This window comes from Arcticibacter pallidicorallinus, assembly GCF_003002875.1.
GTDB lineage: Bacteria > Bacteroidota > Bacteroidia > Sphingobacteriales > Sphingobacteriaceae > Arcticibacter > Arcticibacter pallidicorallinus.
Map to the genome: position 1 here is coordinate 1 of NZ_PVTH01000016.1, position 25,347 is coordinate 25,347.

Genomic DNA, 25,347 nt, shown 5'->3' on the forward strand with positions numbered 1-25,347 from the left:
AAAACCTCATGTCCATCAATCATAAGAACATCAGAGACCTGTATCCACAGAACTATAAGAAACTAATTGAGGCTGGCAAGCTGTAGTTCGTCGGGTGGATACATCATAATCATAGTTTACTGCGGTAACGTTGGCTACCGACTGCAGCTGGTTGCTGTTGCCGTACCTGTAGGTGTAAATATTCGCCCCGGTTCCATCCCGATTCAGGCTGGTAATATTCCCCATTACATCGTAGGTCAACCTCTCACTCAGCTCCGTAGGACTCACCTCCCCGATCAGTAATCTATTAAGTTTGTCGTAACTATAGCTAAGTGTTTTTGGGCCGTTGCCATTATTATATACCTGGTTGGATATGTTCCCGTTGTACTGCGGGATGCTGCCGTCCTGGTATTTCAGCTCCATATCAAAGTCTTCCGAGCTCTGTTTTTTTAGCCAACCTCTGGAGTTATAAGTATAGTGTATTTCCTGCAAGCTGACCCCGGCTGTAATAAATGCTGAAAAAACAGAACCGGGTTGTGCATGGAAGCCTGGTTTCAGCGTAATGCTCTCAGTAGCTGTTGCCGTTAAAGCTTGCCCGTTCTGCACTATATCGTCCTCATTTAGGAAGACATGCTGGGGCACTGTTGTCCGCCCCGGTTCTTCACTGGTATGCAGTCTTTTTGTTTTCAGCTGGCCTATCTCATTGTAGGATAGATCGCTCTGTGTTATTTCGGGCTGGCTATTTATCTTTTTCCTTATCTCTATCAAACGACCCATATGGTCATATTCATTGGTGGTTAATATCGTGGTAATCATAGCCATAGCTGCCCGTCTTAAAGCCCGAAACACTCATCAGCCGGTTGCCCGTATAGGCGTAGTTCAACGTTCCGTTACCCGTGCCACCGCGGATCAGCTTCGTGATATTGCCCACCTGATCATAGGTCAGCTCTTCTCCCAATTCGTTGGCATTGCTATATGCGTCCGTCTTCAGCCTGTTCAGCTTATCGTAGCTATAAGTAAACCAGCGGTTACCTGTATGGGTACTGGTATATTCCTGCTCTGAGATGTTTCCGTTCCACTGCGCTGTTGCGCCTTTGACCGGATCGTTATACCGCAGGTACTGATCAAACGCTGTTCCGGCTGTCATCGATTTGATCCAGCCCCGCTCGTTGATTATACTTTTGATGCAATTGTAGCTATTTCATTAATATATTATTCGAAAAAGCTATTTAAAAAGGTTTGATCCGGTTCGGTGGTTATCTTGATATCAATCTTTTCTGTATCTAAGTCTATAATCCCATATCGTACTAAATCAGCAAACCTATTATTTGACAATATACTTATTTCATCTTTGCGATTCTTTATAATAGAATCAATTTCCATGCTCCAAGTGCCCGCTTTACTACGGTCTCGCTTTAAGACCCAACTAGAATTTTGGTAGTCGTATTTGAAGAGATAAACGTTCGCTGAATCAGGGTACTGCATAAATAAATATTTGAGACTCGTCATCGAATAACATGACGAACACTCATGCTCGACTAGGGCAATTGACAGTGGTTCAATTGAACTGTAAATCTCGAGGGTATCAAGACTTTTTTTAAATTCAGCTTCCATAAATACATCAAATAGAAAGTCATTTGAGTTTAAAATTGGATCTATCCTATTACCTATAATAAATCTCTTTCTGCCTTCATTCTTTTGATTGCAAGCTTGTACTGCGACCATAAGGCAAAGTATCAGACAAAACATTTTCATTTTTACTTTATTTAATCACCCGCGGTTGAGCCCTTCTTTTATCCAATTGTTCATCTCGAATATTATTTTCAGCCTTCCTTGTATTAAGTTCCTCTTTTGTCATGCCTCTCACTTTGCCTGTATCAGGATCCTTCACCTCCACAACTGTTTGATCATCTTTATCGTTTAGATAATTTCTTCCATGAATTAGTTCATGCCCCAAAGCACTTTGAGGCTTCATTCCTCCCGTCCCATCTTCGTTCTGGATTCCTCTGTTATCAGTGTCAGCATCGTGATATAATGTAGCCTCTTTGTCCCCTTTCGATAAGCGTTCACTTCCTCCCTGCGAATCCTTAATTGTTATCTTATAATCGCTATCTATTATTGCACTTACAAGTTTTGTTCCAAACTCTTTTCTGACAGGTGAAAGATTGTCTCCAACAAAACGAATATTAAACATACTAGTACTATTTGGATCTATGCTGCCATACTTTACTACTTGTCCTGTTTGTAAAAGCGCTAAGCGATCCGAGGTCAATGATTGCAATTGAGTGAAGGCTTTCTGTGTAAAGTCACCTTTCGTTATAGGAATATAGATATCTCGACCGTCTACATCAACGAACAATAGCGGGTTATTTAAAGCATAGACATATGGGGATATAGGTTGATACTTCTCCACAAGCGGGTCCACCACATTCCACCTGGCAATCACCGGGTCATAGAACCTAGCGCCGTAATCATACTGGTTCGCTAAATCAGTCTGTATCTCCTTTCCATTATAAAGGTAGCGATTGTTGTTGGAGTAGTCATAACCGCCTGTGGGTTTTCTTAAGCCGAATGAGTAATACTCGTCTTCCTGGATTACCCGAGGGGCACCCTGGTACCGGTCGATACTAACACGGGTATTCCCCAGATGATCTTTCAGGTTATACTCATAGTTCCAGGCTCCACCAATAAGCCTAACCCGGCCTTCTTCCGTGCTGACAAAGTCGATAGCGCTGTTCTTGTAGACGATGCCGTTCACGTAGTCCCAGCTACCGTCCGTACCCGTATTCTTCAGCTTATTACCGCTGGCGTCATACGTATAGGTGGCTACGGTCGTCGTTCCACTGGTAACGCTCTGCGGAAGATTCAGCAGGTTGTACCTAATATTCTTACCCATGCCATCGCTTCCGGCATTTCCGTTCGCGTCATACTGGTAGCTTCGCGGACTATAGCCCGTAACGGTCTTTAGTTGATTACCCTCATAAACAGGGTACGCTAAGGTTCCTCCACCTGCCCCGCCTCTTACCAACTGAGAGATATTACCCATCTGATCATAGCTCATTTGCTCATCCAGGGCTCCCTGCGTCGATGCGGCAATCGTTAACCTGTTTAGCTTGTCATAGGTATATGTGAAGGCTTTAGAACCGGGACTGGCAACTTTGGTAGTCAGGTACTGCATCTGAGAAATGTTGCCGTTATACTGCGGTGTTCCCCAGTCCGGTGTATTGTATCTCAGATCTAAGGAGAAAAGATTACTGCTGGTGGTCATCGCCCGCATCCAGCCCCGCTCATTATATCCGTAATTCAAAGTTTGCAGGCCATCTCCTATCGCTTTGCTCTTGAGCTGCCCCACTGCGTTATAGTCCAGTTTGCTCAACAGCACCTCCGCCGCATTGGCTGCACCGGTACTTTGCCGGGTTTCCGTCTTACGCCCCATATGATCATAGGTATAACGGCTGGCTATGGTCGTGGTCTGCCCCCCTACCGTATGGGTGCGGACGGAAGTTAGCAGCTCATCGGTAAAGCCGTAGGTATTGTTCACGATATCTGTTCCCCCTAAATGGTTTTGGCTCTTGCTTTGAATAACCCTCCCTTTGTTGTCATAATAGTTGGCGGATACTAGCATGGTACCGGTTTGCAACACGTTCACACGCGTGCCTGTCAGCAGTCCTTTAACTTCGTCACTTTGCCCAAGACTACTGTTAGGGTCTGCCGAACCAAACACCGTCGCGCCAGGAAAAGTATAGTCATCATAATAATTCAGCACCAGGTTACTGCTTGGGGCCGGATAACTAGTAATGACATAGCCAGTCGGATTCTGCGTTGTATTGTTGGTGCGATCACGGGTGTCCCACTGCGAGGCGGCATAGATGCTGCTCTGAAGCGTAGCTCTTTGAATGAGGGAACCCGCGTTCCACAATCCGGTTATAATGAGGCGGCCATGGGCGTCGTACTTGGTTACCGTCCACTGATGATTGTTCCGCTGAAGCGGATCCTGCGTCAATACCAGCTGGTCCAGCTGATTATAAACCATCAAATCCCAACCTCTACCCGGAACTTTCTTCTCGACCAGGCGGTTGCGCTCATCGTAACGGTACTGATAACACCAAAGGTCCTGCTTTATTTGGTCTGGTGTTGCACCGTCTGCTCCTGACCCCGGCGGAAGTACGAATGAAAGGTTGCCAAAGTCATCATACACATAGTAGGTCGAAAGGCTTACACTTTCGCTCTCCCAGACCCGCTTGAGCACCACCCTTCCTTCCTTGTCCTTATATTCTTCCGTGGTGCCACTTTTTCCGATGCTCCAGTTCTCGTCTTTGGTAATGGTCAGGTAAAGCTGCGAAGCACCATAGTTCCCTGAACTGCTCAGCGTTCGCGTGTATCCCGTTCCGACATCGGCCCGGAACAACCGTACCGAACGATCGCCTGCCATAGTATTGGTGCTGTATTCCTGCTTTACGGTATGGCCGCTTTCCGCCATCGAAGCGCTGTAAGGCTGCCAGGAGTTGCCCGGAGCTCCCTGTTCCAGCACCCGGTTCAGGGGCGAGGATTCGAAAACGGTCTGTGCATATGGGCTGGAGATAGTGGGAACACCCGCAGGAGGGCTTTGATAGAAGCTCCCCTGGGCACTCAAGCCATCGGCTTTGTAGCTCCCGTCCTTACTGCCAGAAGCATAAGGAAGGTATTTCTTTACCTCCCTGCCAAACGCGTCGTATTCGACAGGGATCACAATGTCTTTGTCGGCTCCTGGGCTGCCTTTGGTTTGTACCGTCTGCAGCGGACGGCCCAGCCCGTCAAAATACTGCACGCTCTGCATCACCTCCCCTACTGCTTTACTTGAGAGATCAACACCCGAAGTAAAAGGCTCCCTGGGTGTATAGGTCACAATATAGTTCTGGTTCTGACTTAAAGCGGGGGCTAAAGGCGTCGTGTTATACCCGCTGATAAAAGCATGAAAACTAGATCCTGCCGGCACATGAAAGCCCGGCAAGAGCGTGATGCTCCCACTGGAACTTACAACGGGTTCAGCAGGATTATAGACGCTCAGCGGTCGGTCTTGTGCTGATGCTATGGTCAGACATGCAGCCAGCAGCATGATCAGTGAAGATAAAAATGCGCTCATACCTCGATAGCTTAATTCCATGATAACCTGGAAGCCGAAGGTAAAGAGCTACACTGCAACCAGACTGCAGTGAACGAAAAATTTGAAAAAATCCATAAAAATCAGAGATCACCATGAATTTAAACTATCGAAAAGGGTAAAAAACACACGGTCGAATTTCGTTGTCCTTGCTGCTTCCGGACTTAGTCTATGCTTCCAATTGCCCCTTACTTAACCTTTCTGGCCTCCAGCCTCTCAATCCGCTTACTCTGTTCAATAATATGCAATGTTAACTCTTCAATTTTTTGTAACAACTTGCCATTCATCTCTCCAATATCAAGCCCGTTAGCAGACACTTCCTTCGCTGAGGGTATACCAGGTAGATGCTTGTTCATTTTTATAAATCGCTCTATTGCCGTGAGCTCTTCAAGTTCGTAGGTTGATTCAAACACATAATCCGGCCAATTACCTTGGAGCTTCACTTTGATTGATTCAGCAATGACACCTCCCGCAACAGCAAGCTTGGAACCCCTAGAGTCGAGCGTACCGATGCACACACTTCCGTCACTTTTTATTCTCAATTTCTCCGTCAAATCAGATTGAATTCCGCCGATCGAGGTGTAAAACGCAAGGTCCATAGATTGCACCAAAGCATTATTATTTTGATGATTATTAACACGTTCAGCACGTATCCGGGCACCTATTTGATCAGGGACCACATCCCGCCACGTATGAAAGTCAATGTTATATCCCCCTGGTGACGATCCTAGTGGGACATTCTTGTTACCTGCCGAAGCTGATCCTATACGAATGGATGATGACCCGTCAAGAGGAGCCCCTATGTGTAACTTCCCAGCAGGATTGGTAACGCCAATTCCAACATTCCCAGTAATAGCTGCTTTGCTGGATACCAAAATAACATCTCCATTTGATTTAAAGCTCAACGGTGCAAGGTAATCAGAACTCCGATCTGCATAAAACTCCAATGAAGATTCCCCTACTGTGTTGTTGGAAAAATATCCATCTTTTCGATGGCTGATATGCCAGGTATGAGGCTGATTTAAATTAAAAACAGGTCTTGTATTGACTGTAAACAAAAGATCATTTACAACATTCTGCTCTCCATCACCTTTGATCGTTATACCCCTACGGGAATTTCCTGTATTGACTTCCAGTAAATCCGTCGGCGAAGTCGTACCTATACCGACATTCCCAGATGATTGTATCTGATTTGTTTGTGCAGAAAGTTTGGATGTCAACACTACAACCAATAATATAATTAGATTTTTCATCTTGTTGTTCTATGGGTATGTTAGGCTTACGCCACCTAAAAATAAATATACAAGCACCCACTGCAATCAAAATGCAGTAAGCATATTTCTCGCTAATAAGACCTTTAAACCTCGACCTGTGACCGAAGGTATCTTATGGACGACTTTAGAGTCGTTGTCCACTGTAGCAATCTTTTCTATCAGCTGGCAATTTAAACGACCAACATCATCGTTCAGTTATATCACTTTAAAGATATTCAAGTTGATTCAATCGATTCTTAAGCCCATTTATCTTCTCGTTCTGAGCCCTTTCACCATCTTTTCACCATCCGGTAAAGAAGTGTCGTATACCCCCCGGCTTGAACACATAGTCAGCAAGTTACCCGTCTGCTCTCATGCCACGTCAAGTCACCTGCTCTGCTCCCGTAGCTGCATCCGAGTGGACACGGATATATTCATCAGCATACGTTACCGTTCGGATGTAACCGTCAACATCATCGGTTGTCGTTTTAAAGTTTTGCATAGATCGTTACGGCTGTAGAGGTACACAGTTTATGACCTGCCCCGCATAGTTGTAGCAAAACTGTTTGATGACTTGGTCTTCATGATTCCGAATCCGTTGCAACCTCCCGAAGCCATCGTAATCGTAATAGGTGGTTCTTCCCTTTACATCCGTCTCACTTGTCATTCCTACTGAAGACTTATAGGTATATACTGTTATCATCGCATTAGGCAACGCTGTATGTAAAGGGGCAAGAAAGTCCTTAACCTGTTGAGCAGATGGGCTCACCAAATTACGAAACCACTCAACTTGAGACGCGCCACTTAAAGCCGATACAACGTTACTGTACTCGGCATTTTCAATCTTTGCAACCGGATATTGACCGCTATAGCTATAAACGTAGCATATCTTCGGACCTCTAGTTTTAGAAACACTCAACAGATTACCTTGATTGTCATACCCGCCGTATTCCAGACGCCTCTCATAATCATTACCTCCCACCTTTAGATCTTCCGATATAGGAGCTAGTATTCCAGATCCCCAGTCATGATAATTCACGCGATGGGACTCGGTTTTCAATGCGCCTGTATAAGTATCCGTCTGAACTTTTTTATCTAAAATATGCCTGGAGACCATGGCGGCTGTTACTGAAGTAATCAGATCAAAAGGATAATTGTAGTGCTTCTTATAGGTCCCGCCTCGGCTATCAATGGATTCTTCTGTTTTTGTTAAAAGATATGATGTATCATAAGAGAAGGTAGTTTTCTTTTCAACAATATCTTCAAAATACTCCTTGCTTTTAATCTCTCGTATTTTCGCTGCCCCACTAGTATATTTACGAAAGCCATAACCATAAATGCTGCACACATTTTCATGATATTCTTTTTCTTTTGCATATTGAACTTGGAGTCTGCTATGGTAATTGAAGCTAGGGTTCGCATACGGTCCCTTATCATAGGCAATGACCACGTTACCATGCCTATAGGTCGGCATATCCCATGCAAAATCAATATCAAAAAGTTCATAATCATGAATATCCTGTTTAATTAGGCTATATATACCATTGTTTTTTTTATAATAGCTTTTTGACAGAAGTAAAGACTTCTCCCAAGGAGCACCCGGTATAGCAAATTTTCGATCAAAAGAAAATCCCTCACCGTAATCATGCACATTAAAGTCTTGCACTTCATCGTATCCGATCGAATACGTAGTAATCATTTTATTTGTGATATCTCCACTTTCGTTCTGTTGATATTCAGTGATTGCATCATAAACTACCGGACTTCCAGCTAAGTCAAAGCTTAGATAACTGTCCGATAGGTAATCTCTTGTTCGATGACCAGCGTGCTCCATATGATGGCCGAGACCGTCGTATGATGACCAATCCCAATAATGCATAACGGTGCCTTCTAGCCCAACATTCTTACCCGGCTTTAAATGCTGATTCACATATCCCCTACCATCTTCATATTCACCATAACGGAATATCTTATGAAGATTCTTTCCTGTAACCGGTTTGGAAATTATCTCCTTTACCCTTAGTCCAGGGCCCATTAAAGTGGCGGTATTAGACGGAGGGTTATAGTTTGGAAAATAGTCAAACTTATTATTCTCATATAGAAACTCAGTCTCACCCCCCGTGGGATATTTCACAGTTTTAAGCATGCCAAGCATCCGTGCATACTCATCTTCGTCGCGAGAAACACCGTAATAACCGATATCTCGGCTGATGGAAAAATTACTTCCAAAACTAGGCCGAAGAATACCTACAGATTGATATGGCAATGTATGTTGTGTATAACGGACATTATATCCCCACCAATCTTTGTTTCTTGCAGAAGTCGATGTTGGCTCAATTTCTCCTGACATCGCAGGTTCGTAGTAACTAAAATTATAAACTTCTCCACTAGCTCCGGTCTGGTTTAATTCTCGAAATGAAACCTTGTTAAGGTAGAATATATCTTTTTCGAATGGATGTAGTGAAGAAGTAAACGATATTTTCCGATTAGGAGCTCCACTTATCGAGATATCATCTAACAGCCATTTGTTTTCATAGACGCTGCGTTCGCTATACGCAAATAGAATAGTTTCACTTTTTGATCGCACCGAAGCTATAACCGGAGTTCGAAAGGAACGCTTGGTAAAACCACCAGCTTCTTCCCGGGGGATTTCGTAAAGATAATCTACTAAATATGTCCAATACGGATCTAAAGCATCAGGCCCCCCAGAAAGACTATTGTCTCGCATTCGGTCGGAGACCCGAACTGATTCATTGAAAGTATATTCCGAAAATGACCTAGTTAAATAGGTAAAGCTGATATCGTCCTTCTCATCCTCACTGATAATCTTATTTAAATACCAACCTGTAGGGATTCCACCAACCATGTCTTCATGGGGATTATCCGTATTAAACTCGACATAATCGCTAGTGGCGCTTTCTCCACCGAAAATATATTTGATTCCATCCGTATCTGTAATCTCAATTTTTTTGAAATATCCCTGGTAAGATAGATCTTGAATTAGCCTAATTCTTAGTGGCTCAAAAGGGATAAGAAAAGGCACTAACACTCCATTCTCTTTTTTTAATATAAATTTTCCACTTTTCCCGTTAGGAAGGGAGTAGTTGAAAATATCAAACTCGCTGTCGTATTTAGTTGCGTGACTGTAATCTTGATATCTGTAACCCTCTGTACATGAATTATAAAGAGTTTCGAACGATGGGGCCTCATCAGGATTTGCACTGAAGTTGGTCAGTCTATCCCATTCATCTGGTCTGCCTTTCATAGTTCTTGTCACCAACCCACCGCAATTGAGCGTCCACCTCATTCCTAATATACCATTGGTTTCATTTGCTTTACGACCGGAGGCATGAAAGCTCATAGAGATCGGTAAATTCAGCTTCTTTGTTTTAATTTGATAAAGCGGAATTGAAATGTCCACTAATCCCGTATTTCCGTTCATTGGATATTCCCCATAACGAGTAAATGCTTTTGATTGTGGGGAAGCTTCGACGACAACGGGCAATTCAGGTAAAAACTGTGCGACGCACACTTGGATGATAGTTGTTAAATAAAACAACAATAAATAACGGGGGTTAACTACTCTTTTTATCAAGGTCTTCGGTTTACTAAAGATCAGGGCCAAGATACTGCGCTCCACTGCAACCAGAATGCAGTAAACAAATTTTTATTATATCCTTAAAAACTTTTGAATTTTATTAATTGCGTGACAGATGGCATATTTAGAAACCGTTAGGGAACATCAGCAAATACGACTTGGAAAACATCGACCACATTACAATGTTTCCGGATATAGTTCAGGCTCAAACCGCCTCCCCATTTCAGGTTAGGGCGCATGGACAGGTAACCCAGGTATTCCCTGATGTGCTTTTCCTGTATTTCGCTGGTAGTGTTGCAGCCGTTTTCTTCCAGGAAGTTTAAGAAGTCATATGGCTCTGGCTTACAATAAAACTAAAAAAGCTTTCGCACATTAAACAACAAAAACGCCTGGCTAATTTAAGAACCAGGCGTTTTACTTCTATAAATTAAGTCTTAGCTAATTATGATTATTAAGTTTAGTAATATGTTCTGCTAAGGTTTTAATATCATTCCCTTTATTGACATACTGCTCTTCAAACTCTGTCACTACTTCTATTTCAGCAATAGTTAAGATTCTTTTTTCCTCTCCTAAAACACCGTCTAAAAGTATTTCAGCAGCAGTTATCTGTTCTTCAGTAGTAAGTTCTGTTAAGTCAGCTTTAATGATTATTCCAAACATTCCATCGTTGTATTTTAACAGTGCGTACCTCCAAGAAGATGCATTAATCTCAACTTTCTCTCCATTATCCCTATAAATATCAAAGATAAAATCATCCCACTGCTTTTGTGGTTTTGCATAATGAAACTCCCAATCTTCAATATTGGGAGCATAGGATACTATTTCTTTAGTCTGAGACAGCAGTTCTATTTGACCGCCAGGAGATACAATTAGCATATTAGCCGCTTGTATACCTGGCCCTAGCTCCCAAGCGAAGTTCCCTAAACCAGTAATTAGTCGATCTAACTCCCCAAGTAGCTCTTCATTTTCAAAGCTCTCTCCGAAATTCTTATAATTAGTAGAGAACCATTCCCAAAAATTTATAATCCTATTAGGACTTAAAGCCTTAATTTCCATTTTGTTTTTTCTCTAAATCCTTCATTCTTTTCTCACTGACTTCCCGGCGTTTATTATCAAGATTTTCCACCCCGCCATTATTATCCATCGCTTTTTGCTCTTTGTATTGACCTTCTTCACGATTACTTGGGTCATAGGTATCAATCACTTCTGCTTGAGTCCTGTCTCTACCGTCATCGGATTTCCTGGTTTCTTGAGGCGTAAGTTTATTATGTCTTCCTACATAAGGTTTGCCGCTTTTAGTAGCACTTCCTGGAACTTTATAAATTGAACCTTCTTGCTTTTGAGCACCATCACTACTTGAGCTCTCCAGTTTAGCCTTCATCTTGGCTATCTGAGCTTTAGACGGAGTAACCGCCTGGCTAGTTGGACTGGTATTGGTAACTACATTAGTAGCATCACGATTCGCAATATTATTTCTTGCATGTGTAATAACTGCCCGCCCTCCAATATAAGCGCCTGCTGCTACTGCCAGTTTCGATAGCTCTCTTTGGACTACCGGATTCCTTAAAACAGCTTGTGCTATCCTGATTGCTGGCTGAACCCATTGGCCGTCGGGGTCTATCGCATTTACAGGATTATTTAGCGTGTAGTTATAAGGAGAATATTCTTCATACTCGTCCGCAAGTGGGTCTACGGTATTCCAGCGAGCAATTACAGGATCATAGAAACGCCAACCGTAATCATACTGATTTAACTCATCCTGAATCTCCTTTCCATTGTAAAGATACTTATTTGCTACCGTTCCTGCCACACGTGCGATACGTAATCCAAACGGATAATAATCGTCTCTCTGCAGCTGCCGGACCGATGCATTATAGCTGTCAAAGCTGTAACGCACATTCCCCAGATGATCACTCAGGTTGTACTCATATTTATAACTGCCTCCGTTGTTTACTATCCTGCCCTCTTCCGTCTGGATGAAGTCCAGCGTAGTGCCCGTGTACTGGATACCACTGATGTATTCAGTTGCTGCCGCGCCTACTAATTTGCGTAACTTCCTTCCGGATGCATCATAGACATACTGGATCACGGTTCCGTTACCCAGCGTTACCTGCCGGGGCAGGTTCAGCACATTGTATTTTATTTCGTTAATACTATTTTGGCTGTTTACTGAATGGGTCCTTGCCGTCATGTTACCGTTCAGGTCATAATTGTAACCAGTCGTTCCCGGCTGCTGATACTGGTTACTAGCGTACGTGGTAACGCTGTCGAAGACCGACTGCAAGCGATTACTGCCGTTATAGTAGTACCGTAGCCCGTCTTCTTGGGCACTGGCAGATGTATACCGCTGAAGACCCATGATGTTGCCGTTCAAGTCATAATCGATGCTCTTCTCACTTCGCCCGTCTGCTGCTATTCCCGATACCAACCTATTGAGCTTATCATAATTGTAAGCGTAGCTGCCCCCGCTCCATTCCTGCGCCGAGATGTTGCCGTTCCATTGTGGACTCGCACCATCTTCGTACTTCAGGGTCATGCCAAACTGCGGGGAGATACTCGTCTTGAGCCAACCCCGCGGATTGTAGCTGTAAGACGTACTCTGCAGGTTATTATGTAGCGCCTTGTCTTTGAGTTGCCCCACTTCGTTATAGCGCAGTGACGCCAGCTCCACACGGTCGCCTGCATTGTCCCCGATCTGCTGATAGGTCCGCTTCTTTCGCCCCATGTGGTCGTATTCATATTCGGTGATCACCTTCACCATCGCCGCACCTGAGGCCCGATGTAGCCGGGTACTGACCACTACTTCGTCCGTGAAGTTATAGCTGTTGAGTGTCTCATCGTAATTTTCAACAGCGATACTCCCTCCCTTATAGTGCTGATTGTAACTATGCACAACACGCCCTCTATCATCGTAGTAATTGATATTCCAGAGCATATCGGTCGTTCCCGCTGCTATGGCCTCTTTCAGCACTTTTATACGGCTGCCGGTCAGTAGCCCTTTGCACATCTGGCTGTAATTGTTTAGATAGGGGTTGCCTCCCGGGAAGGCATAGTCATCGTAATAGTTGATCGACAGATACAGGGCGACTGTTGTCGGAAAGGTGATATTGGTGTAACCGGTTTCTGCTGCGGATGCTGTAGCCAGACGGCTCTCCCATAGGATGTTTGGTTGATTGCTTACCTGGGTCTGAAGAGCGGTTCTGCGCGCGTCGTTAGGCAACACTCCCGCATCGGCCGCACCGCTGGCATCTGTATATAGCCCGGTCATCACGACCTGTCCAAAAGCATTGTATTTGGTAAAACTCCACTCCTGAGGCGACTTAGCACGCTGCTCGGCGTCCTGGCTCAGCACCAGCTGGTCCAGCGGGTTGTAGATCATCAGCTCCCAGCCTTTACCGGGAACCTTCTTGCCCGTCATCTGGTTGCGTCCGTCATAGCGGTACTGATAACATAGGTCGTTCAGAGTAGCGGTGCTGATCGCCGCATTTGCATCAGGATTGGAAGCCGGTGGCAAGACAAAGCTCAGGTTGCCGTAATCATCGTAAACGTAATAGGTGGAGAGCATCTCCGTTGCACTTCCTTTCTTGTTGTATGTCCGCTTCAGCACAACCTGCCCTTGTTTGTCTTTATATTCTTCATTGGTTCCCAGGCAGCCGTCTTCCGGCCGCCAGTTCTCGTCCCTAATGATGGTCAGATAAAGCTGGCTGCCCGCATATACCGCGTTGTTATTGGCCCTTGATAAGGCCCGGGTGTTGTTGGCTCCTACCGTCGCCGTATACAAGGCCACACGCCGGCTGCCTGTCGTGTTTCCGCTATTGAACGGATCTGCATTATTGGTACTGTATTCGGTGCGGACCGTATGCCCCCCACCGATCTGCCAGGCTGCGCCCGGCGCTCCCTGATCCAGCACCCGGTTCAGTGGTGACGACTCAAACAGTGTCTCTAAAAATGGATTCGGGATCGCTGTGACTCCGGATGGCGGAGCTGCGTAATAGCCCTGCTGATCGGTTAAGGCGTTGGTCTTATAACTGCCGTTATTACTGACGCTGGCATAAGGGAGATATTTTTTCACCTCACGCCCAAAGGCATCGTAAGCCACTGGAACGACGATATCCTTATCTGCATTCGGGCTGCCCTTTACCTGAACCGTTTGCAGGGGGCGACCCAGCCCGTCAAAATACTGCACACTCTGCATCACCTCACAAGTACTCTTATCCAGCAAGTTGGCCCTATCGTCAAAAGCCTCGCGAGGAGTCAGCGTCACGATGTAATTCTGATTTTGACTCATGGCTGAGGCCAGCGGAACACAGAGGACCGAAGGGCCGCTTACGATGTAGGCATGGAAGCTGCTGCCCAGCGGAACCGTAAACCCCGGCAACAACGTGATGCTCCCGCTGGCTGTAACCGTAGAGCGTGAACTGCTATAGCTGCTTAGCTCCTCGTGCTCCTGAGGCGGCTGCCCCAAAACACGGCTAAAAGCAAAGACAAAAACCAGGACCTGCAGGTATAAAAATACTTTCATATAGCTCTTGTTTAGTTTATATTGTGTGGTTCCTCCGTTATAGTTCTTTTCCTACTTTTTCCGACGCGTTTGCTGACGCATCCTTTGCAAGCGATGCTGCCTCTACTAATGGGGGAAGTTTTGAGCTCCAACCTGGGTAAAGACTTGCTAACGAACATAAAAACATGACTACTTCTGTGTTATCCTAGTTATTAACCGAGTGCTTTCACATCTTTCGATCAACATTATTTGTTTTTACTTATCCACAATAGTAAGAAGCTTCCCTGCAACTATTCTGCAGGGAAGCTTTTAATAGAAAATATTTTATGAAAATCGTTTTAGTGCGAATGAACTCTCAGATCAAGTCATCTCAAAAACTATTACTCATCTGAAACATCGGCAAATACATAGCAATCAACACCAGACCAACCACCAGTCCCAAAAAAATGATAATCAACGGTTCAAGCAGGCTACTAATCGTTCCAGTCTTATATTCAACCTCCTCCGTATATTGATCCGATATCTTACCAAAAAAATAATCCAGCCTGTTAACCTCTTCCCCCACTTTAATCAACTGCACCAACTTTGCCGGATAAAAGGGAAACCTAGCCAAACTGTTGTGCAAAGAATCACCTCCCATAATTGCTTTTTCAACTTCCTCAAGTGACGTCTCAATCGGATAAAACCCGATCATCTGCCTCACCAAAACGATCGATCGCAACAATGGCGTGTCCGTACTAACCAGCAACCGCATCGTGTTAGCGAATCGGGCAAGGTAGATCTTACTCACGATGTCTCCTACCAATGGAACTTTAAGAACAAGTGAAGAAACCCCTCTACGAAACCAAATTTTTTCCTTACTCAATACCAGAAAGACTACGAACCCAACGACTACCATAGCGAACATCAAAAAATAACGATCCAGAAAAGCTGAGCATCGGATAATAATGGACGTTATCCAGGGAAGCTCTCCACCAAAGCGTTGAAAAACATCAGCGAACATCGGAACGACAAACTTGAGCATGAAGAAAACCGCTCCCAGCGATGTCATCAGCACAATTAAAGGATAAGTTACCGCACTGATAATCTTGCGCCGCTGACTGATCTTATTCTTAAAGAACCTAGCCATATCAGTAAGAATCTCACCCATCCTACCCGTTTCCTCGCCAATCCGAATACTGTAATATTCGTAATCACTAAACTTTCCAGTTGTATTAAGTGCGCCAGACAAGGGCTTTCCTTGCAATACATCCTCCCGAATTCCTTCAAACAAGCTCTTGTCTTTCGCTTTATCTTGATCAACCAAAATCAGATCCAAAGCGGTCCGCAAATCTATCCCAGAAAGAAGCAGCGTACTTAATTCCATATAAAAGGCCTCTTTCTTTCTATCACTGACCTTAGCTTTTCCAAAGGAAATATCTCTATTCAGCAGCTCCGAAAGACCTGAGCTCACAGGCTTTGTTTTGGACACTTGCTTCTTTACAACTTTGTAACCGGAAAGATCAATTGGTGGCATATGCTAGAGAGGTTTGATTAACTGTTGTAATTGAATTAGTTCACTAGAACTATAATGCTTACTATAAACCAGAGGAAACTCTTGAGATTTAAGAGTTGCGAAAAAAGCAATATGATCGACCGGTCTCCCTTCAGTCGTTGCTTCTTCGTTTTCAAAAAGTGCTCTTAAATCACGATTAGGTATGTAAAAAGTATCCTGGCTTACCTCATACTGGTCTCTGAGAATATAATCAGCTGTAAATATGTACCTGATACTTCCTTCACTATCTTTGATGTCAATTCCTTCGAAAGTGCTGGATACTAATACCGCCGCCTGTATATCCTTTTGAAGTAGCTTGTCGACAAGCACAAACGATGCATGCTCTTCATTATCTTTATCAAACCTCCTATAAGATTGCACGATCATAGAAAAAGCAGTGTAGGTAATCCCAATTGTTATGGCTGCGAGTAACATCGCAATCGTCATTTCAAGAATGGTGTAGGCAGCAACTCGATAACCTGCTCTCATTGTTCCTCCCTCCTGACAATTTTCCGCAGTTTACCTATCTTGGTTGTACCTTGGCTGGCTTCTACCTGCAACAACAGCAAATCATCGTACCCTGAATAGAGAACTACTATTTTCTCATAATTAATACTGTCTGCTTCTAAAACTTCATCCTCATAGTCTTGATTCCGGATGCTTTGGTCAATAATAGACTCCATCTGCTGATGGGCCAACGTCCGGCTAACAGAATACCCAGATTGTGTCACCTTAGTAAATATCCCTATTGCCAACGTAAAAACCACCAGTATAATAACCGTAGCTATTACGACCTCGATCAATGTTGATCCGGAAACTTTTGCAGTAGCTATTTTAGCCATGTCAACACGCGTTGATTCTTGCTCGTCGAATTGAACAATGAAGATGTAAGATAATAAAGGCTGCGCTTGGGTCGGTTAAGTGTAATATCAATCAGGTAGTTCTCATAGAGCGTGCTTGGCGTCTGAATGATAAAGCGATTGCAGGATACCTTTCCCTCTATTATTACAGGCTTTTCAAATTTGATGAACCCACTTGCATATATCTCGCCCATAACCTTACTATTCTTCCCCAAGCTGATCTGCGTCTGCAGGTCACTGCGCTCTTCTTCATGAGTAAAAAGAATACCAGAAAGTATACTCCCTTCGCCGAGTGTTATTTTCGGTTGATTGCCACCTTTACCCTTCGAAAGCACCCCGATTGCCGAGGGATAATCGAACGACACCGGACCATTCGTTACAACTGAATCAACCGCAAAAAGCTGACAGCTCCCGCGAAATCCATTTTCAACTATAATTCCAGGAGCAAAAACCAGGACATTACTCAGCCTTGCCTCTTTTTTAATCGTCAAAACGGTATCACATAGTAACACGATCTTCCCAGAGTAAGAGCCCCCCACTATCGGATTCTTAGGAGATATCCTGATTTTTTTAACATTACGGAAAAATGAACGGCTAGCAGAATCAGCACTTATCGGATCGCTTTCACTGCTATCTTGTAAAGTCTCCTGCAACTGGAGGATTAATGTTTTGTTTAATTTAGGTAAGGAGCGTCCGCTCTCACGTAAAGCACCTTTAACAAGCTCCTTACCTTCGTAGGCTCGGCCGTCAACGTAAGCTTGCCTAATCCCAGCTTTAGGAAGTTCTGCAACACCTACGATTTGCGTCTTTCCACTCACAGAAAGGGGTCTGTCTTCATCAGCGAGATAAATAGCTGACTTGTCTCCGGACGCATCCAGCCCTATTAAAAACGATTGGCTTAACGTGTCTTTTTGTGAAAATGCACTAACCGTCCCCAAATCAAAAAGTCCCCAATGCTCTTTCCGCAAAAGAACGCTATCATTTTCCTCTTCAAACAAATCCAATCTGTCTTCCTGATCATATAACTGATAGTTCGATGATAATAGAAGTGCCCGTCCAGACTCAAGATTAACCGACAACTTCGCGTATCGCAAACTTTTTTGATGTTCTTGCCGATAAAAAGCAGCTACCGTAATCAGTGAGGCACAAAACACCGCAATAATTAACGCAATCACGACTACCAGATATAATGCAGACGCTTTTAGCATTATTTTTTGGACCTTAGCTCGGTTCGCAATTCTTCAATGTCTTTTTGCTGCTTAATGACATAAAGCGTCAGCTCTTCTATCTTTTGGAGCAGCTTAATATTCATTTCTGAAAGGTTCATTCCCTCGCTCTCCATCTCCTTCGCCGAAGCTATTTCTGGTAAGTGATTATTCTTTTTGATAAAAGATTCAAGCTCCGGAAGAGGCTTTAGATTGTAATTATCATGAAAGACGAAGTCAGCACCAGCATTAACCGTTACTTTAACTTCCCTTACAGCTATATTCCCCGCGACGGTGAGCTTATAAGTTGGATTGGATGTTCCAATTCCAACATTACCACTCTCTGTTATTCGCATTTGTTCTATGTTAGAAGATGTACTAAAGCTAATTTCCCCTCCAACCCTGTCATTCCCCCTGTGAAAGTTTATTGCGCTATTTGCCTGTCCATAGAAGCTATGCTCGATGGAAAAACTCTTACTGCCAACTTCGAACTGTGTTCCATGAGCTCTCACACCAACAAACGTACCGGCGCCTTCGTGATCACCTTCCACTTGTCTTGCGAAAACACTTCCTAATGAACCTCCATTAACAAACGCAGCAACGTCAAGCATAGCCCTCGGCGCGGTTGTTCCTATCCCTACCGATCCTGTTTGCGGAAAAATATTGCTTTGCGCAAAGCAGCTTATTGATAATAGACAAATTGCTGTAGATATAATTGCTCTCATAATATTATTTTATGGACTGATCGGTCTTATAGTCCGGATTCGAGTATCGTGATTCGCTTCCCTTGTTCTGTTAACTGCTTTTGCTGTTCAATCACATAGAGCGTCAGTTCCTCAATCTTTTGCAAAAGCTTTATATTCATCTCTGAGAGGTTCATCCCTTCGCGCTCCATCTCTTTTGCGGAAGCGATCTCTGGCAAGTGATTATTCGTTTTGATAAAAGATTCAAGCTCCTGGAGTGGCCAAAGGTTATAATCATCATGGAACACAAAATCAGCACCTGCATTGACAGTTACTTTCACCTCCCTTGCAGCGATGTTGCCTGCTACAGTAAGTTTGGAAGACGTCTCTCTAGTTCCGATGCCTACGTTTCCATCACCTTTGATCCACATCAACTGCGCGAGTTGGTTATCATTTGAGTAATTATAAAATGCAAAACCTCCAGACCGACCCGGACCTCTGTTTGCTATGAAGTCCGTTTCTCCATCTCCGCCCGTTCTATTCCATCCCATCAGCAATTGGCCCGAATTAGCCAAAAAACTGAGATTATTACCAGTATAGGCAGGATCCAAATTGGCTGTTTGCCCGCTACTTAAGAACGTACCGACAAGATGAAGCTTAGCCCATGGATTATTGTTGCCTATTCCAACGTTCCCGGTATGAGAGAAGTGAATATTTTGAGCAGTAGTAGTCCACTGTCCAAAGGACTCTGGATTGAACATCTTAATAAGCAAAAAACTGAGAATCAGAAATGTTAATTTAAGGTTCATATTAATGGTTTAGGTTATTTATTAGTCAAACTAGTAATTCTGGTATCTAAAGTTTGCATTTTGCTTTCAAGATGTATGATATGATATAAAGGGTCAACTCCTCAACCTTTGCAAATGCTTCATCATTTGTTTCTATTAAGATCCTGACTATCCTTTCCCCTTTGCAGAAAAAACTTTGGTGGCTTAACGAAACCAATTCTAGGCAACCACTTCTTTTTTGCCGCCACAGCACCATTTCTATAATACACATCGGTGACACTGTCCTGGCTAACATAGGTCTTAACATTACCATGAAACTTTCCTCCCTTCATTCGCCCGATCTGCTTCACAACACCTGAATCATCGTACGTAAAGAACCTCCCATTCTCTTGGCCTTTCCGATAATAAGCAGCTTTTTCCAGAATGCCACTTTCCCGCCAGCTCCGCCAAAGTCCACTCTTAATTCCTTTCTTGAAATCGCCCTCCTCTTTCAAATTCTTAGTCAGATAAAATGAGGAAAAATGTCCATTTAGCAACCTCCCACTATATCCTCCCTGAGTATGATATATCTTTCCTGCCTTAAACCAATAGTAAGTTACGTCAGAGTCGATGGTCGGTTCTCTCCTTACAGGCAAAACATATGCTGTTATACTACGATCCGCTTCTACCGTCGTGACCTTACTCGTTTGTTCCTTCAAAATATCCTGAGCACCCACGCTAAAAAATAAGCCCTGCATTACGCTTATCATACAAACCCATCTTCTCATATTATTGCACTTTTAAAAACTTCGTTTTGCCTAAATAAGACACTTTAACCGAATCTCTGTTATTCTTCAAAATCTTCACGCCCCCTGCTTGTTGGCCCTCAGTAAGCATAAACTCCTTACCCTGAATTGTCATAAGAGCTACAATTCTTTTAAATTCAGGGTTCACAATATACCCGGTGTACTTTATCACACTCCAATTCACTTCTGGCTCTGGAGTAGCATAGTTTGACATCGACGTCACCGGTTGATCTGTTGCCTCCGGAACAGCTGGAGGGATTGCCACTTGCATCTGTCTCCCAGAAAACGGATTTCGGTAGTTCAACGCTAACACGAGTGTGTCTTTCATCCTGTACTCATCCAACGACTCGTAGGTACTTTTCTTCGCGCCCGCTGCGGTGATAAACGAACTCTCTTCACCAGACGCTTGAAAAATCCGGTAAAAAACGATCCCCCAAACCGCCATGACGGAAACAATCAGCACAATTGTCATCGTCTTATTCTTCATGTATTATTGAATAGTAAAGCTTCTTAACTCGCTGAAAGCGCCCCAGTTCCCGGCCACATCTGCTGCGCGAACTTTCCAGTACACCACCTCTCCGAAAGTACCATCCTTGAAGGAATAATTAGTTTCCTTAAGCGTCATAGGAAACGACGGATTGTAAAGAGTAGTCGTATCACTTCTATACACGTACAGTTGATAGCTGCTTGCATCTTCCAAAGCCTTCCATTGCAAGGAAACAGGACTTGCCGCCGATGCACCTTTTGAGGGACCGACTAGAGAAACAATTGAAGGCGGCGTCTTATCATATCGAATCTCAGAAATGGTTGACCACTTCGAAACAGCAGAATCCTGTTCTGCCCTGACTCGCCATTGATAGGTGTTATCTTTTGAAAAACGAACTCTTAAATCAAGAGCTGTAGTTGTTTGATCAAAAAACAACACCTTTTCATCTCTGAAATTATTTGTATCTACCTGTAAGCGATAGACTTTAGCTCCATATAGATTATTCCAGGAGAACTCGGTGTCCGACAAGTTAGTCAGGAGTCCGTTTGAGGGAGCTCTAACTTGCACAACCTGCGAGCCTATATTCGACTCATATACGGTCAATCTCTGCGTCGTGTACAAAGTGCTGCTGCTACCATTCTCACCCCGGATGCGCCATTCGTAAATACCAGGATCTAAGGTATAAATGAATTTATTGTTAGTTACCAGCGTATCCATAATTAGACGGGATGCATCCGAAAACCCGGGGGTCACGATCTGTACCCGGTAAGAAAGAGCGTCCTCAACTTCATCCCACCAGAATGTCTGCAGGTAGGTGCTCGTTTGAGTGCTATCTGCTGGCGCATTTATGAAGACCTTCTCATCTTCTATAGAAGGCTCTATAAAGTCCTTACATGAAACCAGAAACAATAGACCCGCAAAAGGCAATATCTTTAATATCATTCCAAAATCGCTCATCTGCTTATTTGTTAGCTTTCAATTCATCCACCTCTTTCCTTAGGGCGATCAGATGCAATGTCAACTCCTCGATCTTTTTCAGGAGTTTGACATTTATTTCACCAATGTCTATACCGTTCTTTTTAACCTCAGCAGCTGATGGGATCTCAGGCAGATGCCCGTGTTTCTGGATAAATTCACCGGTTTCGGCCAGCGGCATTAATCCAAAATTCTCATCAAAAACATAATCAGGCCAGGAACTTCGCAGGTTTACTTTCACGGATTCCGCCACTATGGATCCCGCCACCGCTAGTTTGTGACCCTTGGTATCGGTAGTGCCAATGCCCAGACTGCCTTTGAAGTGACTTGTTCCTTCACCGTTGAAGTAGGCATTAAGGGTATTAGATTCTCCGAAGGAATTGACATAAGAGTCTATGCTAGTCTTCAGACTATGAGCCGGCTCGTTTACTTCGTTATACGGTAGCGGGTTCTGGACATTGTCATAAACAATAGGATTTACATCTGTATCTGCGGTATAGTGATAAGTAGTTCCACCGCCCCTAAGCCAAATTATGATACGAAGTTTGTCGTTGTTAAGTGTTATATCTCTCCAGCCGGCTACAAATTCGCCATAAGCGCAAGTAATATGCGTGTTAATGAAGTTTGATAGGTGTCCCCACTGAGATGTGTGAAAGATAAATTCAGATAATAGTGTACCTCGCCATGAGCTGTTTTCGTGAACATCTGGACGTACAATTTTAAGCGTTGTCGGTTCGTTTCTATACCAATTTCCATCCAGCCAGGTGACCGGGTAGTATTTATCAATATCACCGTGAACTGTGATACTTCCCCTAGTTTGGCTAAACGAATTCATCGTAATCAACGATAAAAACAGCAGAATTACCAAAAAATCCAATCTCATAATCAAGGTTTTATAAGTCGTTCAAGTTCTCTAATACGGCTTTCCTGCTTCTCTGATCTTTTTTCCTGCTCTATCAGGTATAAGGTCAGTTCTTCAATCTTTTTTAAGAGCAAACCATTCATTTCACCCAAGCTCAGCCCTTTATCTTCAACTTGTTTGGCTGACGGAATTTCAGGCAAATGCCTATTATCATTGATATAAACTTCAAGGTCTTTTAAAGAAAGTTTCTCATGAGAGGGTGAGAACACATAATCTGGCCAGTTACTTGCTTCAACTTTTATTTCCTGGGCTCTTATATTCCCATTTACAGATAATTTCTCACTAGGATCCAACGTACCAAGACCTATATTTCCATTACCTACGTAGAAGGCGATAGACTGCGGGTGCGTGGTCGAGGACCAGATAACATTGTTCTGAGGAGCTTCAGTCTTCGTTCCGTAGATTTCGTAATCGGCCCCTCTAAACATGAATGTGAATCCTACGTGGGCAGGAGGAGTTTTGATGAAAACCTCATAATATTCCTGTCCCGGACCATCAGACGACTTCTGAGCATGCCACGTAAAATTATTTGCAGAGTTTCCGCTCATTTGCAGCACAGGCCTTTGCTGTTCAGAAATATGTTGAGGAAACGAGAAATCCACATAACTTCCACCCTCTCCATCATAGCTGACAAAGTATACAGTACCGGAAACTCCGCCTTTCTTCCAAAAGCCCATTGCAGGATTGTGATTGTAGATTCTAAAGATTTTTATCCACTCCTGCTCAATCGCATGATTGTAATATTCAAGCACCTTAACTTTCGTTGCTTCATTTATTCCCAGGGATGTTTGCGCTGTTGCAGAAATAGTTATGGCGAAAAAAACTAAGACGAGCAAAAAACCTCTATTTTTCATATTATACTAATTGATCTTTTTTAAAGCCCCAAACACCAGGTTCAAATACAACTTATCCTTTACTTCAGCACTCCTGCTTTTTACCTTTTTAAAAGAAGCTGATCGCAAAAAACCCACCCCTTGTGTCTTCTCCAATGTATCCATCAGCAAAACCAAATTCCTGTAGTCGCCTTCAAACGATATCCGCTGGTTCATCAAGGCTGAATCCGCAGTAGACGTCAAGCTTCCCAAATCCGGATTGTAGTTAACCGAAACCCGTGAGCGAGACGCTGCTCCAGACACCTTGATCCAGAATTCATTCCTCCATTGAACGGAGTCCAATGTATAGCGCGTCAGCAAACTGCCAAGAACCTTCTCTTTCTCTCTCAAATGATTTGGATTATAGCTCAGCAAGGCCTCTTCACCTTTGCCTTTCAACTCCTTATTCAAACCAATCTCCTGCCAGGTCTTTTTCAAAGCAAGAGGCCAGCTCAGCAACATGACCAACCCCGAAACTATCAGAAGCAGCCGGTTACGAACCTTATATGATATTCCCGCACCTCTCATCTAATACCTTAACGACATTTCAAATTCCTGAATTCCTTCTTCTTCAGCCGGTGAAAACCGTTGCATTTGTATTTGTTGTACCCATTCACGCCCCTTTAGCTTATAAATCCACTCGTTAACTGCGATTGGATCACCGGTAAGCCCTTTGATAATAATCTTTCCAGACTGGTATATCTCTTTTCGTTCGGCATTACCTTCCGCTTGTTTAACCGGACTAACGCTAAGCTCAGTAAGTTCTATTGCAGCAGGCATATCACTGCTCACCTGATCTGCGAGCCAACCATAAGGAAGGCCCAGGTACCAACCTAGCACCGTCAAACGCTCTTGCTGCTGTGCTGTCTTTTTTTCAAGCATTTGCAGGTTTTCTGCACTGCTACTTTGGAGGTTTACGCGCCTATTCAACGACTCGTTTTCTGCACGATAGGTACTAAAAACGATAAAATTGGCTAGTAACAGCACAAAGAAAAACCCTAATATCGCGACGAGTCTGAAACGAAATTGCTGCTTCTGTGTAAAGTCCTCCAATCGATCAGATATCTCAGAAACGGGAAGTTCAATTGTAATCAGCCTCGGATATAAAATCAATTGGAAAGCGGTTGCGTAAGCAATAAGATATTCTTCACTTAGCTTCTCCTGCTCAACCTTTATCGGAAATTCCGCCATAGCTCCGGGGCTTGACTTATAATCGCGCCATTTAAAATCTTCAGTATAATTTATTCGGTGGCCTGAAAAGCAAAGCTCTTGCCCATACGTATTAATCTGAGAGAGCACTTGACTGACGGCAAAGGGCCCTAATGTCAAGCTGAGTACCTTATGCTTTGTAAACTTAAAAGCTTCAAGCAAGTCGTCGATCTGTTCCTTTCGGATAATACTAATGAAGACATTTTCATCTCCCGAAAATTGTTGCACATAGAAGGATTCAGATTTAAAGTTTGGAAAAACCTCTGATAGCTGCTGCGCATTCAGCTCACCAATCGCTTCAATTTTTTTTGTTAAAATCCCCTTACCGGTTAAGCTAAACGCAATAGGAGTGCTAACGGGAATAGTGGCGAGCACCTCGTCAAGAGATCCCTTGCAATCTTTCTTTTCTCCGATGGTTAGCGAATTCTTTTCCAGCGTCAATGTGCACATCGTGCACGTCACCGTTCCATCCATCTCCATAGCAATTTCCACCCCCATACTGGATGATAGCCACTGTGCCTTTTGAATACTGGATCTTATCACGTCTTATTGCTAT

General features: G+C 43.7%; 20 protein-coding genes. All 20 read right to left on the reverse strand.

Annotated elements, in window-relative coordinates; all coding sequences use genetic code 11:
- Positions 1 to 30 precede the first annotated feature (30 nt).
- A complete protein-coding gene (locus B0I27_RS16870) occupies positions 31 to 801 on the reverse strand; it encodes a 3-coathanger stack domain-containing protein (RefSeq protein WP_146133150.1) in 771 nt (256 codons plus the stop codon).
- Entirely contained in the window at positions 767 to 1,126 is a 360-nt protein-coding gene (locus B0I27_RS16875; RefSeq protein ID WP_106295550.1) for a hypothetical protein, read from the reverse strand. The genes B0I27_RS16870 and B0I27_RS16875 overlap by 35 nt, the downstream gene beginning before the upstream one ends.
- A 615-nt stretch (positions 1,127 to 1,741) precedes the next feature.
- A complete protein-coding gene (locus B0I27_RS16885) occupies positions 1,742 to 5,101 on the reverse strand; it encodes a DUF6443 domain-containing protein (RefSeq protein WP_181276819.1) in 3,360 nt (1,119 codons plus the stop codon).
- A gap of 206 nt (positions 5,102 to 5,307) precedes the next feature.
- Entirely contained in the window at positions 5,308 to 6,372 is a 1,065-nt protein-coding gene (locus B0I27_RS16890; RefSeq protein ID WP_106295556.1) for a hypothetical protein, read from the reverse strand.
- Between the two features lie 508 nt (positions 6,373 to 6,880).
- On the reverse strand, positions 6,881 to 9,967 hold the full coding sequence (locus tag B0I27_RS16895; RefSeq protein ID WP_146133151.1) for an RHS repeat domain-containing protein: 3,087 nt from the start codon (positions 9,965 to 9,967) through the stop codon (positions 6,881 to 6,883).
- Between the two features lie 441 nt (positions 9,968 to 10,408).
- A complete protein-coding gene (locus B0I27_RS16900; RefSeq protein ID WP_106295560.1) occupies positions 10,409 to 11,026 on the reverse strand; it encodes a hypothetical protein in 618 nt (205 codons plus the stop codon).
- A complete protein-coding gene (locus B0I27_RS16905) occupies positions 11,016 to 14,492 on the reverse strand; it encodes a DUF6443 domain-containing protein (RefSeq protein WP_106295562.1) in 3,477 nt (1,158 codons plus the stop codon). Before B0I27_RS16905 ends, B0I27_RS16900 begins: the two co-directional genes overlap by 11 nt.
- 349 nt (positions 14,493 to 14,841) lie before the next feature.
- Positions 14,842 to 15,987: a type II secretion system F family protein gene (locus B0I27_RS16910; protein WP_106295564.1), complete on the reverse strand. Its 1,146-nt coding sequence runs from the start codon at positions 15,985 to 15,987 to the stop codon at positions 14,842 to 14,844.
- A 3-nt stretch (positions 15,988 to 15,990) separates the two neighbouring features.
- A complete protein-coding gene (locus tag B0I27_RS16915) occupies positions 15,991 to 16,494 on the reverse strand; it encodes a PulJ/GspJ family protein (protein ID WP_106295566.1) in 504 nt (167 codons plus the stop codon).
- The gene (locus B0I27_RS16920; protein ID WP_106295568.1) at positions 16,491 to 16,847 is read right to left on the reverse strand and encodes a type IV pilus modification PilV family protein; all 357 of its coding nucleotides are present in this window, start codon (positions 16,845 to 16,847) and stop codon (positions 16,491 to 16,493) included. Before B0I27_RS16920 ends, B0I27_RS16915 begins: the two co-directional genes overlap by 4 nt.
- On the reverse strand, positions 16,835 to 18,073 hold the full coding sequence (locus B0I27_RS16925; protein ID WP_106295570.1) for a hypothetical protein: 1,239 nt from the start codon (positions 18,071 to 18,073) through the stop codon (positions 16,835 to 16,837). The genes B0I27_RS16920 and B0I27_RS16925 overlap by 13 nt, the downstream gene beginning before the upstream one ends.
- Complete coding sequence (locus tag B0I27_RS16930) at positions 18,073 to 18,795, reverse strand: hypothetical protein (protein ID WP_106295572.1); 723 nt, start codon at positions 18,793 to 18,795, stop codon at positions 18,073 to 18,075. The genes B0I27_RS16925 and B0I27_RS16930 overlap by 1 nt, the downstream gene beginning before the upstream one ends.
- A 26-nt stretch (positions 18,796 to 18,821) precedes the next feature.
- Positions 18,822 to 19,562: a hypothetical protein gene (locus B0I27_RS16935; protein ID WP_106295574.1), complete on the reverse strand. Its 741-nt coding sequence runs from the start codon at positions 19,560 to 19,562 to the stop codon at positions 18,822 to 18,824.
- A 122-nt stretch (positions 19,563 to 19,684) separates the two neighbouring features.
- The gene (locus B0I27_RS16940; RefSeq protein WP_106295576.1) at positions 19,685 to 20,308 is read right to left on the reverse strand and encodes a toxin-antitoxin system YwqK family antitoxin; all 624 of its coding nucleotides are present in this window, start codon (positions 20,306 to 20,308) and stop codon (positions 19,685 to 19,687) included.
- A 1-nt stretch (position 20,309) separates the two neighbouring features.
- Positions 20,310 to 20,813 (reverse strand): hypothetical protein, encoded by a 504-nt coding sequence (locus B0I27_RS16945; RefSeq protein WP_106295578.1) that lies wholly within the window; start codon positions 20,811 to 20,813, stop codon positions 20,310 to 20,312.
- A 3-nt stretch (positions 20,814 to 20,816) separates the two neighbouring features.
- Positions 20,817 to 21,770 carry a fibronectin type III domain-containing protein gene (locus B0I27_RS16950; protein ID WP_106295580.1) on the reverse strand — a complete coding sequence of 318 codons (954 nt, stop codon included), beginning with the start codon at positions 21,768 to 21,770 and terminating at the stop codon, positions 20,817 to 20,819.
- A gap of 4 nt (positions 21,771 to 21,774) precedes the next feature.
- Positions 21,775 to 22,671 (reverse strand): hypothetical protein, encoded by an 897-nt coding sequence (locus B0I27_RS16955; RefSeq protein WP_106295582.1) that lies wholly within the window; start codon positions 22,669 to 22,671, stop codon positions 21,775 to 21,777.
- Between the two features lie 2 nt (positions 22,672 to 22,673).
- Entirely contained in the window at positions 22,674 to 23,564 is an 891-nt protein-coding gene (locus tag B0I27_RS16960) for a hypothetical protein (RefSeq protein ID WP_106295584.1), read from the reverse strand.
- 6 nt (positions 23,565 to 23,570) lie between these two features.
- Positions 23,571 to 24,110 carry a hypothetical protein gene (locus tag B0I27_RS16965; protein WP_106295586.1) on the reverse strand — a complete coding sequence of 180 codons (540 nt, stop codon included), beginning with the start codon at positions 24,108 to 24,110 and terminating at the stop codon, positions 23,571 to 23,573.
- Positions 24,111 to 25,334 carry a hypothetical protein gene (locus B0I27_RS16970; protein ID WP_146133152.1) on the reverse strand — a complete coding sequence of 408 codons (1,224 nt, stop codon included), beginning with the start codon at positions 25,332 to 25,334 and terminating at the stop codon, positions 24,111 to 24,113. It lies immediately after the preceding gene.
- Between the last annotated feature and the right edge of the window lie 13 nt (positions 25,335 to 25,347).